Origin of the sequence: Bradyrhizobium sp. SBR1B, assembly GCF_014198205.1 — a bacterium.
Lineage (GTDB): Bacteria > Pseudomonadota > Alphaproteobacteria > Rhizobiales > Xanthobacteraceae > Bradyrhizobium.
Genome location: NZ_JACIHC010000010.1, coordinates 53,103 through 65,455, shown reverse-complemented (window position 1 = coordinate 65,455; position 12,353 = coordinate 53,103). Strand labels below are relative to the sequence as shown.

At 56.5% G+C, this 12,353-nt stretch carries 8 protein-coding genes and 3 pseudogenes; 8 read left to right on the top strand and 3 right to left on the bottom strand.

Going from position 1 to position 12,353, the window contains the following annotated elements; all coding sequences use genetic code 11:
* The first annotated feature begins 472 nt into the window (after positions 1–472).
* From GGD61_RS24010 to GGD61_RS23990, 6 genes and pseudogenes are all read left to right on the top strand, one after another.
* Positions 473–1,186, top strand: a complete 714-nt coding sequence (locus GGD61_RS24010) for a MerR family transcriptional regulator (RefSeq protein WP_183231369.1) — start codon at positions 473–475, stop codon at positions 1,184–1,186.
* 580 nt (positions 1,187–1,766) lie between these two features.
* Positions 1,767–1,847: pseudogene (locus tag GGD61_RS40615) on the top strand (hypothetical protein); the annotation flags it as partial.
* Between the two features lie 128 nt (positions 1,848–1,975).
* Complete coding sequence (locus tag GGD61_RS40610) at positions 1,976–2,569, top strand: ABC transporter substrate-binding protein (protein WP_312012720.1); 594 nt, start codon at positions 1,976–1,978, stop codon at positions 2,567–2,569.
* Positions 2,570–3,789: 1,220 nt separating this feature from the next.
* Entirely contained in the window at positions 3,790–4,152 is a 363-nt protein-coding gene (locus GGD61_RS24000) for a NolY (RefSeq protein WP_183231250.1), read from the top strand.
* 662 nt (positions 4,153–4,814) lie between these two features.
* A complete protein-coding gene (locus GGD61_RS23995; protein WP_183231249.1) occupies positions 4,815–5,060 on the top strand; it encodes a hypothetical protein in 246 nt (81 codons plus the stop codon).
* Between the two features lie 673 nt (positions 5,061–5,733).
* Positions 5,734–6,459: an outer membrane protein gene (locus GGD61_RS23990; RefSeq protein ID WP_183231248.1), complete on the top strand. Its 726-nt coding sequence runs from the start codon at positions 5,734–5,736 to the stop codon at positions 6,457–6,459.
* A 290-nt stretch (positions 6,460–6,749) separates the two neighbouring features.
* Here GGD61_RS23990 and GGD61_RS23985 read toward each other — a convergent pair whose 3' ends face one another.
* Both GGD61_RS23985 and GGD61_RS23980 read right to left on the bottom strand, forming a co-directional pair.
* Positions 6,750–7,559: a LuxR family transcriptional regulator gene (locus GGD61_RS23985; RefSeq protein WP_183231247.1), complete on the bottom strand. Its 810-nt coding sequence runs from the start codon at positions 7,557–7,559 to the stop codon at positions 6,750–6,752.
* Positions 7,560–7,586: 27 nt separating this feature from the next.
* A complete protein-coding gene (locus tag GGD61_RS23980) occupies positions 7,587–7,799 on the bottom strand; it encodes a hypothetical protein (RefSeq protein WP_183231246.1) in 213 nt (70 codons plus the stop codon).
* A gap of 1,047 nt (positions 7,800–8,846) precedes the next feature.
* On the opposite strand from GGD61_RS23980, the gene GGD61_RS23975 reads away from it, so the two are divergent.
* Positions 8,847–9,563, top strand: a complete 717-nt coding sequence (locus GGD61_RS23975; RefSeq protein ID WP_183231245.1) for a sulfite exporter TauE/SafE family protein — start codon at positions 8,847–8,849, stop codon at positions 9,561–9,563.
* 1,103 nt (positions 9,564–10,666) lie between these two features.
* Positions 10,667–11,029: pseudogene (locus tag GGD61_RS40605) on the top strand (coproporphyrinogen III oxidase); the annotation flags it as partial.
* A 50-nt stretch (positions 11,030–11,079) separates the two neighbouring features.
* On the opposite strand, the pseudogene GGD61_RS41450 reads toward GGD61_RS40605, so the two are convergent.
* Positions 11,080–11,772: pseudogene (locus GGD61_RS41450) on the bottom strand (SidA/IucD/PvdA family monooxygenase); the annotation flags it as partial.
* Between the last annotated feature and the right edge of the window lie 581 nt (positions 11,773–12,353).

Genomic DNA, 12,353 nt, shown 5'->3' with positions numbered 1-12,353 from the left:
TGTGGCCCTGTCGCATCACCCAGCATAACATCGAAGCGTTCAACGCCGCGTGCCGCAGGTATGACTTCTTTTGGCCCTACCGCAGTCAAACGTCTTGACGACGTGCGCTACGCTTGACGCTTTCAAACAAGGAGCTGAACGTTGATGCTTTGCGGCGGGGTCTTTGACCCGGAAGAGCTTTCGACCCTCGGACGAGTTTATGACGACGCCGTCGGCGCGCTTCCCCCATCGATGCAGAGTCAGGAAAATCGCACAGCTATCGCCAAACTCATCTTGGAGCGTACGGCGGCTGGCGAGATTCAATTGTCTCGCCTGGTGAACTTGTTCACTACCCTTTCGTCCGAGGGTTGATCGGCCGCTCTCTTAAGGATAGTCACCACTCGCGGGCTGGAATGGGAGATGATTTGGCTGGCCTTAGAATGCCGCTTGAATCACACGTGACGTCAGGTTGTAGGCTTTTAAATTGAACAACATGAGCAGAGCTACACCAAGACGGCGTCGATGGCGCATTGGCGAACTTGCAGATGCGACCGGAGTAACGGTTCGCACGCTGCACCACTATGAGCACACGGGGCTCCTGGCAGTCACGGAGCGCACTGACGGTGGTCACCGCATGTATGACCGCGAAACCGTGCAACGGGTTCATCAGATTCGCGCGCTGCGTGAGCTTGGCTTCTCATTGGTCGAGATCCGTAAAGCTATGGAGGGCACGACCTCGCTCACGGACCTTCTGCGCAAGCACCTAGAGCGCATAGAGATCCAAGTTGCGCGAGCCACTCTGTTGCGCGACCGCTTGCGTAACATGACCATCGATGGCGGGGCGCAGGTAAGTGTGGATGAGCTACCTGCCACCCTGAATGCGATGTCGCGGGTCGAAACGCGTGGAGAGACGCCGCAATGCAACTGCAAACTTGCAGCAGAGCGCGAGGACCGTTGGCGAAGAATCCGTGATGATCTCCGCGCATGCATGGATGGAGGCGAAGACCCTTGCGGCGAGCGCGCAAAAGCTGTCGCGGTTGCTGCGCGCCTGCTGATTAGCGAGATCGCCGGCGCAGATTCACGCGTTTCAATGATCCTGAAAGTGCTCGCGCGATTAAGCGCCCCCCGCAGCCTGGCTGGCTGGGATCCCTGCCTGATGCAATATCTCGATCTCGCCCTTGGCGGGTTGGAGGATCAGCCGTACTGATACCCATTGCCGCTTCCAGCCATCAGCTAAGGCCAGCTGAAACGCGCCCTGTTTGATCCAGCTGAGAGCGTTAGAGCATCGAGCCGACAACTTGCGATTCGGCCATCGATCCGCATCCTGCGCATCTATGACCCTTCCCAAACCGGCTTGATCCGCCCGTAACGTCAAATTGTAGACGCTAGCGCCAATGGAAGCTCGTCGAACCCACGTTTAGCTCGGCGAGCGGCTACACCAACGGACGTCTGATCACAACTACATGCGATTTACTTCAGGTGACCATTGAAATGGCAAATATGCGGGCGGCCTCTGTTGCGGGTGCAGCTCTTCTCTTCTGCGCTCTTGCCTCTCCCTCTACGTGCGGTTCTGAAATATGGATCGCCGTTGCTGGCCCTATGACCGGAAGCAGCGCTACGTTTGACATGCAAATGCGCGATGGTGCAGCCGCGGCAGTCGAGGTCATAAACGCTTCCGGCCTGCTTCCCGATCACGCCAAGGTTGTCCTGAGCGTCGCTGATGAGGCCTGCACCCGAGGCAAGCTGTCGCAGTCGCGAATAAGCTCGCGACAGAGCGGGTTCTGTTGGTGATTGGCCATTTTTGCTCCGCTTCGTCGATCCCGGCCTCCGGCATCTACGCCGAAGCAGGCATCGTTCAGGTGTCACCAGGCTCGACAAGCCCTCGGCTGACAGAGCGTGGGCTCAACACTCTCTTTCGGATCTGCGGCCGCGATGACCACAGGGGCTCGTTGCGGCAGAGTACATTCATGCGAACCACCCCAACGAGAGCATCGCGGTGCTCGACGACAAGAGCACTGCTGGCCAGGGTATTGCCGGCGTGGTTGAAGCCCAGCTTCATCGATTCGGGCAACAAGTCACTCGGCAAAGCTATGTCGCCGTTGAAAAGGACTTCAGAGCGTTGGTCTCACGAATGAGGAAGGATCAGGTGCGGGTCGCTTATATCGGCGGCTATCATACCGAAATCGGATTGTTTGTACGCCAGGCGTCGGAAGCAAAAGCCAACTTCATAGTAATGGCCAACGATCCGCTGATGACCTCAGAATTCTGGGCCATTACCGGCAGAGCCGGGAATGATACATTGTTCACTTTCAGGGCTGACCCCGCCGCGAATGCCTCGGCGGCCGGCGCAGCAACCGCATTCAAAGCTTCCGACCTGTCCGCCGAAGGCTACACACTATACGCTTACGCAGCTGTGCAAGCCTGGGCAGAGGCGGTGAACCGGAGTGCCTCCTTTGATGCTACGCAGGTCGCGACCGCACTTCGTTTACGGCCAATCGATACGGTGATTGGCCCGGTCCGGTTCGACAAAAAAGGCCGACAACTTAGCATCTGGATTTTTGGTTTACCGCTGGCACAACGACCGCGTTAAACCTGTGAAGGAGTACTGATTCGTATGCAACGCCGCGTCCGCGAACGCAACGTATCACGAATGAAGAGACGCCCTCACACCGTTTTCGCAGCGATACTCGCCAGCTGTTTTATACTTGCTGCTTTCGGCGCTTTCTTCGCGTTCGTTGCTGCCCTTGCAGAGCTACCCAGCCCTGACCTGACGGAGGTGCTCCGTCCGATGATCGACAAATAGCAACTCCGCTTTCTGGTCTAAGGTGCTGATAGCGGGAGCTAGCGGATCGTCCAGCGCCCGAGATTCCACGTCGCTCTCTTTGGTCTGCGACGCCCTCGGGAATGAGGCGGAAGTGAATGCTGTTCGCGCTGCACCTTCGCGCCTCTCAATCGTGGCCGGTCATCAGCTGGTCAGCTCCCTGCCCGATATCCTTTATGCTCGCCGAAGCTAGGCCGCAGAAGCCACCAATCATCCGAATTCCGACCGAGCCAGCGAGACTGCTCCGGTTGCGCTATCAACGAACTGGATGCATTCCATCAACACTTTCGATTTTACTAATTCCGGCCATACACCGCATAAGTCTGGCCGGGTTACGAAAGGCAGTTCACAAATGCGCGTCTTTATGGATCCTTTTCAGCTCGGACGCCTTGCAGATCACATCTGTCATGGCTACGTCGAACATTGTTTGGCAGCGAGTCACCCGGGGGACGAATGCAGTGCGAAGGCTAAATGGCGGTCTGCCGCGCAACCGGTCACATCTCATCGCCTCTCCCTTTGGCATGATACTTGATGTCTCCAAGAAGTCAGCTCTCACGTAAACTGTGCGGCAATGGTAAATGCTCTGCAGCATAGAGCCCGGGAAGATGAATCGCCCTCTGCACCGGTGCGAACCGGACTTTTCGCTCCGACCAGGGCGGTAGCATCAAGAATGCGGCGCTGTAATCGCGCCCCGCGACAAAAACGGTACAATCCGCTGCGTGGCCCTGAACGGAGTCACTGCTCTCGTCCGGTGCTTTGGTCGGCTCGACCAGCCATTAAAATCCTCAACCGTCGACAACACTGTTGCTTTTTCCCTGAGCGCTTGTTCTGCTTTTGCAGATATTTCGCCGCACTTGTTTGCCAGTTTCTGAGGGACCAGCGCGCCTCACGCGCAGTAGTCATTCGCCCAGCGAAGCGCCCAGTATTGGCGAACGCGAACCGATACCTTTGCTCAGCCTATGTTGCTTTCACTACTTTGGAGAAATACCGTGGAACTTGATCCTTCCAATTCACGCATCCAACACCTCGAGGATCGCATCGACCTTCAACTCGACATCGTGGCAGCACTCATGCGCGAAGAAGGCAACGATCTGGGAGCGATCCGACTGCTCAATGCGCTCATAAGCCAAATGATTACGGCGGAGCTAGAGATCGTCCAGCTTGGCGATACGAGAACCGGCAGCGGACGAATGCGACTGTCGCAAGACCGAGGCGTTTACTATCCCGAGGATCTTCTGGTTTTGGGGCGCCTTTATGATCAGACTGTGGCCGCTTTGCCGGAAGCGCTGCGAACTTCAGCCAATCGAACGACCATTGCCAAGCTCATTTTTTCACGTGCGGCAGCGGACTGAGACTTCATTTGCGTTTGCTCATCGCTGGTCTTCCGTCTTAAGCCCGGAACGAACGGCCACACCTTGGCAGGTACAAAGAGCACGTTGCGCTAACATGCATTTGGCGCTGCGTCCTGCTCACCGCGCAAGGTCATTGACCTGGAATAAGCGCCTACCACCGGCCACTAAGCCATACGCCGGGTGAATAGCACCACGATTGCCTAGTCGAGATATGTCAGAAAGCCGACTGGTCGCATCCGCAACACGCTACATGATCCCGACGCGGATATCTCAAGCGGCGTTGCGTTTTAACCTCTTCTTGGCTTGAGAGCGAGAAAGGGCCAGGGCTGTCCTCCTCACAATCCGCATTAGCCGCCACTGTTTGTTGCCGATCCTCCTAGGCGTGCAAGAGCAGCACATCTTGTAACTTGTGGCCGATGCAGAACAACAGGACCACTTCGGCCAAAAAATCAGCGACAACCCGGATTCGTTCCACTCTTTTTCCGAATTATCAATTGCGCCTAGCAATGCCCCGCTCGGTCATCGGAATTTCAACAAGCATGTATATGCTGTCCCGAAGCACCGAGAGCAGCTCGATAGAAGGTCTGCAGGGCTGATGTCCTGCTTGCTGAGGCCGCATCAACTCGGTTTGCTTAGTTTCCGCAGGTCGAGGAGTTTTTGAGATGGATCAGTTCGTTTCCCAGAACGTACAGGTGTCAGACTCCGTCGTGAGCGCCGCATTTGACAAGGCTTGGAGCTTTGTCGAAACGGATCCGTTGCTGGCACATAATCTCAAGGCCGTCCTTCATAGCCGGTTGCGCACTTACCTCGAGTTTTCGATAAAAAACGGCGAACGGAATACTCTAAACCTGGCAAACGAGGCGATACGCAATTTGCGGGCGGAACTAGCGCCGTCGACCCGGCAATGAGGCACTCGCGCTGTACCGCCGAGAGCGCTGGCGTGGTCAAGGCGTTTAGGGTTGCTAGACGGCAGAACAACCGGGGCAGCTCGGCATCGAGTATCTGCCGACCCGAGACCCCTTGAGCGGAACACCCAGGCCGAGTCGGCGGCGGGACCCGGCGCCCGCTAATATTCACTCGAGTCAGGACACCGATCACCATTCTTCCCCTGACCCCGAGCTCGGCACGGCCTTGCCCAAGTAGAAGCAGGAGCATGATCTAGCCGCCCAGCCGGCCCGATCAATCGACGCGAGCGATCAGCCGGCAACGCGCCGCAACTGATTAGAAGCGATAGCACGACCGGGGTGCCGCAATCACCTTGAGCGTCAGAGGCGCAATCGAGCCAGCATTTTAGGTGCGGCCTGTTGCGTCCCTTGGCGACAGATGGGGCCAGACATCTGTGCTCTACGTCGCTGACCATCGTGACCGACCATTTTCAGCGAAGGGTTCGGAAGCGACCAATGCTGAGCCGCAGCAGTCAAGGCAGGAGCCAAGCGGCCGAGAATCGCGCGCCGCACAATCTGACGTCGCGTACGATTGGGCGCATTTCTTTCCACGCCATGTTGTGCGGCGGTTACAGCAATTCGCGTTCATGTTGTTAAACGCACGGCGCCGGGGGCACCGAAAGGAAACGACACTCGAATGAAAACGATTCTAATCCTGACTGCCAGCATCGGCGCACTCGGTGCGGCCGCCCCCTCATTCGGCGCGGACTTGGCCGAGCAGCCAGTCAAGGCCAGGGCGGCACCGCTGCCCGTCGCAGCCCCGATCATCGATTGGTCCGGCTACTATCTCGGCGTCAATGGTGGCTGGGGAACGAGCCGCAATTGCTGGGATTTCAATCGCCTCACTTCCGAGGGCTGCCATGATTCGGCTGGCGGTACCGTTGGCGGTCAGATCGGCTATCGTTGGCACATCTTCAACATGGTCTACGGCATCGAAGGCCAGGGCAATTGGGCGAACTTCAACGGTTCCAATGTCAGCACCGCCTTCCCGGCAGACACCATTGGCACCAAGACAGATGCATTCGGCTTACTTACCGGCCACATTGGGTACGCGTTCAACTCCGTGCTCCTTTACGGCAAGGGCGGTGCCGCGTTGACCAGCAACACCTATCGCGTCAACTCAGTGGCAACTGGGACGGAGATTGGGACCAACAATGATGTGCGTTGGGGAGGCGTGCTGGGCGCCGGAGCCGAAATCAGCCTCACGCCGAACTGGTCAGCTGGCGTCGAGTATAACCACTTGTTTATGCAGCGCAGCAATATCAGCTTCCCAGGGGCCCTTGGCGCTGATCGCGTGCATCAGGACGTCGACCTTATCACGGCCCGGCTCAACTACAAGTTTGGCTCGCCGTTTGCGAAATAGCGATCCCCACGCGCCTTCATGACTCCGAGCCCCGACCCGCGGTCGGGGTTCTTTCCTTAAGTGAACTCGTTTGCGCAAAGGATCACCCATTAGATATGCTGGGAGCCGCCACGCCAAATCGTTCGGCAATAGATCGGTCAATTCACACCTCCTCGCTTTACGGAGTTGCAGAACCCGGCCAGCGTGAGGCGGAGGTCTCGTCCAAGGAGCGTCGTATCTGCGAGTTCGCCATCATGCTCAACTTGCCCAAACCACCTGCCACAGAACGGACGGTCGGCGCTCGACCGAGTTCAAAGAACATCGAGGCGAATAGCCATGGCGACTGCTTGAATCCGGCTGGTCGCGCCGAGCTTTCGCATCGTGTTCTTAACATGAAAATTGACCGTGTTTTCGCTGATTCCTAGGATCATCCCAATTTCCCAAGACGATTTTCCCTCTGCGACCCACCGCATGCAACTGAGCTCTCGCTTTGATAGGGTAACTTTAGTTTCGCAATTGGTACTGCAAGGACGAGCGATCTCGCTGTAAGCAGTGTGAAACAGACAAGCCAGCGTATTCAGATGGCCGATGCGCTCCTGGGGATCAGCATCATCGAATGCGGATGCAAAAGACATCACAGATATCCGACCCAACGGGCCAAACAGCGGCACGCTCATGCCATGCTTCAGGCCGGCCTCCCTCGCCTCTTCCAGTACGCGCTTCTCGTCCGGTTGAAGTTGATAATGTTCGGCGAGTTGATCCCATAAGAACGGCCGCGAAAGCTTCGGCGTCCGCCGGACCACTGGATCAATAATATGATATTTGCGCTTAAAGTATCGCTCGCACCAGTCTGGCGGCCACTTCACAGCTACGGTCGGAGGTGGATACTCCTCAAGCCGAATTGGCTGGACGAAATTGAGAGCGCCGTAGGCGACTTCGCCGAACCCTTCCTTTGCGGCATAGCCCACAAGTAGCTCGAACAGCGCTTTGAGTGAATGGGTCTGGTTCGCGCATTCGGTGAAGCTGAAGAGGTCTGCAATAGATGCTTCATCAGCATGGCCGAGCTCCTCGTCATCTAGTTCCAGCGCGCTTTGTTCAGGCGAAGCCACATTCCAGTCCATGAGCTACACTCTACGATTTGATATTCGCTAAGTGCGATTGATCGCCTGTGTCAGACGCCATTCGCCGACGCGTTGGTCTGCCGCCGATTGCGCTAGCATGATCGCATGGTCGAGGAGCCCAGCTGGCGCGATCATCTCTGCTCCAGCGCGATTAACGACCCGATAGCCCTCGGTCCCCGATAACGAGCTGACGAAAATCTGAGATAATCGTCCCTCGCCTTTATTGATGTAGTTTGCCATCGATGAGAGCCCAAAGATGCGCCATCAGTGATAGAAGGTTCGAGCGCCAAGGCACACCTGGCGATAAGGACCACACAGTGCTCACGGCTAAATGTTTTGCTCTGTTTGGCTTATCGCGATAAATGCAGGGCGTCCGAAATACTCTTCGGGTTGCCTCACCTGCGAGCACGAGAAACTCCAGTGCTCTGAACTGCACGATGCAGCTAGGACAGAGCGTGCGCTTGGCGGTGCGGGTCTCGATCTGCCCCTCGTCGAAATCAAATCCTGCTTTCAGGCGACGGCAACAAGATCGTCATTTCTTCTAGCCGTATTGCGAATCGCTATCGCTCACCGTCCGCTCATCCTTCGCCTTGGAGCGGCGTCGGGGACGCACTCGACGAGCAACACGGAACAGCCGAGGCAGATGACATAGTTTTCGCTCCATTGCCTGGCGTTTCAGCGGGTTTGCCCGGCAGGAACGGCGCAAAAGCGCCGAGCGTTCGAAAACAGGCCATGTTGCAGCCGCAACGATAGCTACCCGTGCTCGCGAAATCTGTTTGCTGCGGACGACACTTTGCATGCGCTTCTCCAGCAGGGAGACGATCCGGGCCATACCAGCAAATGCCATACCAACCATTGGTCGCGTCAAAATCGCGCGTTGCAGAACCGGCTCCGGACGCGGATGGTTGGTTGCAGGGTAAGTACCTCGAAGCATTCACGACATTGGGGGGAAGTCGACAGCCCCATCCGAGCCAGAATAGGATGAGAGCTTTAGCAACAGGTCCACCTCACCTCGGCAGCTCAGTTCGGCCGTCCGCCTTAAGCGCTGGCTTTTCAGGGCCTCAAACCCAATCATATCTCTGCCTGGTCAAGTACCAACGTCGGTAATTGATGCGGCCATCACCCCATGTCACTCCTTAAGGCCCGTGAACCAATGGCAGTTTGGCTTGCCTTTCAGAGAAGCGCTTAGACCGGCTCGAGCAGAAGACAACTAAGCCCACTTCTGAGGAACGGATCATGACGAGCTTGGTGAAAAAACGCGAAGATCGCCGCCAACATCGGTGAAGCATGGCTTCTCTTCTCATCGCGGCCATTTCGCTGCTCTATACGAGCGTTGGCCAGGCTGGGGGCACAGCGTTCCTCTCGCTAATGGCATTTTTTGATATGTCATCGACAGAGATGCGCGCGACGGCACTCGGTCTCAATATTGTTGTCGCGGCTTATTCTACGTGGATCTTCAACCGCAATAAAGTCGTTGAATGGTTAATCCTGCGCCCGCTTCTCCTTTCGTCCATGCCAGCCTCGCTTGCCGCTGGCTTGATTGTCCTCGCGGAGCACACCTACAAAATACTGACCGGGCTCGTTCTTCTTCTTGCAAGCGCAGTGATGATCATGCAGCGCGAACGAGCTGCCGACCGCGCTTGCGAAACTCCGCTGCGGGCAAGCGTCAGCGTTGGCGCGGTCCTCGGCCTCGTTTCCGGCCTGACTGGTGTGGGGGGCGGAGTGTTCCTTGCCCCGACGCTCATTGCTCTGAATTGGGCATCACCAAAGCAGGCCGTGGCACTATCACCCCCCTTTATATTGGCCAATTCCACAGTTGGCTTCGTCGGAGCTCTTTTCACGGGACAATTTCCCTCTCCCAATCTGGCTCTCTACACTATCTCAGCCCTGGCGGGGGCAGTAGCTGGAACGATAATCAGCCTGAAATGGCTGAACCCCAGAGGCATCAGGTTTGTTCTCGTGGCGGTTTTGCTCGCTGCCGGTATTCGATTGGTTTTCGCTTGAAAGTCTCAGCTCCTCCTTTGGTGGAATTGGCAGAAGATCGAGCGCGCTCAGATCGGCGGACAAACATGATGGAGGCCGCCGCCTAGGCCTGGTCCCAGCTTGTTGCCTAACGCTAAAGCTTACTTACGCGATCACGAAAAGCTGTTCTTAAAACGGTCTAACTCAAGGGCTGCCTTTCATCTCTGCGATTTTCGGCTGTCGCCTTTCGAGTATTGAACGCTACGCCTGCCGTGTGCAGAGCGGAATGGCGCTCCGTCTTGGAATAGCAGGCCACCTGCCACATCGCTGATCCCTTGGAATCAAGACAAAACTAAGCTTTGTTCAGCCTCGTCCCTTGAGTCCGTGGCAGCGAGCGATAGCTACAAAGGAATGTCAAAGCGAAAACAATTCAGCTGATAAAGAGGAATAGAAATATCGCGAATAGGGGCGCGTCTGAAGTATCTGGCAAGGATTTCGGTATTCATTAGAAAACTGTCCAAAATCGTTTGTAGGCCTGCGGGTTGCATCGGGCATGCAAGAATGCCACCGCTGAACCAAGGCGCCCCGACGCACTTCGCCGATTGGGCTGAAAGTGCGCTGGGGTCGCCCCAACATCATCAGTACATCCGTGATGATGCTTGTGGCAATGAGACAACCAGCGTGGCGGAATTGAGGCTCATGTGTTCGATACTAGAGATCACTTGTCTTGGTCGGCTGCGCCAAAGGACTCGAATCGCACCTTGCGTCACGTTGTGCTCCTGCTTCTCGCGCTCTCAAGGAGCAGGCCACCTCACGTCGGCTTCAAAGGACGGTAAGCGTCGAACTCTCTAAGCAACCAAATCGGCATGAAAAAAGCCGGTTTGAAGACCCGTCCGTAGGCTCAGCTGTTCCTGATAAGACCTCCAAGTGCGTGTTTTCGACGCAAAATCTCGGCCTCAGGGAATTCGGAAACACTGATCCCTCAACAAGCGGCTCTCACTCCTTCGCGCCTCCTCCCAAACGCGTTGGCGTAACATCGCAAGCGACGGCATCTCAGAAGTCCTAGGCAGTTTTGACCTAACACAAAGACATGAGGGAGAGCATCTGTCAGCTTTATGCCTGCCCGAACATTGGAAGATTGGCACTTGCAGACCTCTCTTTTTAACAACTATTGCGATGCCCGCCTGCCTTGGTACACTATCTATCCAACCGTCCAGGAATTTTCCGCGATGGTCGGTGCCAAGCCTTGTTCAACATGGCTGTCTCGGTTGCCGCCCGAGGAGCGTGTATCTCTCTACATCCACGTTCCGTTCTGTCGCTCTATCTGTTGGTATTGCGGCTTCCCTACGGGTCTCACTCGCAGCGAGCGGCCGGTTCGCAACTATTTGACAGCATTGCGAGATGAGATAGGCTTGGTCGCAACCCAAGTGGCGGGCGCTTTGCCGGTGAGCGACGTGCATTTCGGCGGTGGGACGCCGACCACCATTGCGCCTAGCGATTTTCTCGCGTGAAAGCGGCGGCTATAGGCGGGCGTGCAAGCCTCATTCACAAAGCTGTTGTCGTCCATTGAGAACAAGCTCGAGCGCGACGTTGCCCACGTGATCTGGGTGGATGCAGACCGAGTAAGAATGTCCTCGATGATCTCAGCTCCGCTCTGACCACCTGCCACAACAAGCACATGCTCGGCTGCATGCGGTCGCTGCCGCTCTAGATAATCGGCTGCGTGGTATACAGTTTCACATGGCAAAGATCTGGCACAGTCGGGGATCTTTGGCTCTACGCCAACGCCCACCACAACAGCACGCGCCAAGTATGTGGTCGTCTTCGTGCTGATACGGTAGCCGTCGCTCGAAACCTGCAGGCGACTGTTCGGCAGCACAAGCCCTGGATGCCAGACAAGTGTGTTTCGTTTCTCCAGGAAAAGTGCACGGAGCGGAGTAGGTTCAATAAGCGCTGCAAGACTGAGGTTCAACGGACCGATCCCGACTCCGATGACGTCCAGCTTTTCCCCAAACGTCTCTTGAAGCTCACGCGAGTTCTTGCACTTCTGGCTCTCGCCAACTCCGTCCGGGTCCTGATGCTTTGTTTCATTACCGGGGCGTGTTTGCTGATTTGGGACGGAGCAGCGGCATGGCCCGTGGCTGTAGGAGGCGCGGTGAATTGCGCATCCGCGATAGCCGCCTCTTGCAATCCGTCTGTTGGAATCCGCGACGGTCTCATCCGTATAAAGTCCGCTTGCGACGATCTTCACGTTCCCCGGTGGTCTCTCTGCATCATTAGCAACGGCCGTGCCACCCACAGAATCCCAGCTGCGCCCTGTTAGAGGAGACGGAGTTGCTTACGCAAAGCGGTCAGTGCGGAGTTGCTCCGGCAGCCGCTGTCAGACTTACGACATTGAGGTGGCAACCGGACATTCAGGTGTAGAATACGAAGTGCGCGAATATATCGCTGGGCAGCAACACACAGCGAATGATCATCTGCACCGACAATGCTCAATGACGACGATCTTTCTACACGTTGTCAGCGCCTCGCGGGGTCTCTGGTCGTTCGTCTGTCGTCCCTCCAGGAGAGCTGCGGCGTGCAACACGTCTAGAGAGATCTTCAGCTCTGCAATGTTTGCAGTCTGTCAGGCAGAGACGGTGAAGCGTTCCGCTTTGGCCATTGCGGTGGCTTTTTCGAGAAAATAGCCTCCTTGCCTTCGACAAACAGCTCTGAGCGAGCGCGCTTTGCGTCCATCTGTGCGCTTGGTTCCCTGTAAACTGCGGCTGCTGCGCGCATCGTTCCCATTCTGGTCCGGGCAGCGCCCCCGAGTGACTGACGCGTTTTTGCGGC

Excerpts from the sequence above, each read along its gene's own strand:
- GGD61_RS23980 (WP_183231246.1), bottom strand. The coding sequence starts at position 7,799 with ATGGCAAACTACATCAATAAAGGCGAGGGACGATTATCTCAGATTTTC.
- GGD61_RS23975 (WP_183231245.1), top strand. The coding sequence starts at position 8,847 with ATGGCTTCTCTTCTCATCGCGGCCATTTCGCTGCTCTATACGAGCGTT.
- GGD61_RS24010 (WP_183231369.1), top strand. The coding sequence starts at position 473 with ATGAGCAGAGCTACACCAAGACGGCGTCGATGGCGCATTGGCGAACTT.
- GGD61_RS23985 (WP_183231247.1), bottom strand. The coding sequence starts at position 7,559 with ATGGACTGGAATGTGGCTTCGCCTGAACAAAGCGCGCTGGAACTAGAT.
- GGD61_RS23990 (WP_183231248.1), top strand. The coding sequence starts at position 5,734 with ATGAAAACGATTCTAATCCTGACTGCCAGCATCGGCGCACTCGGTGCG.
- GGD61_RS23995 (WP_183231249.1), top strand. The coding sequence starts at position 4,815 with ATGGATCAGTTCGTTTCCCAGAACGTACAGGTGTCAGACTCCGTCGTG.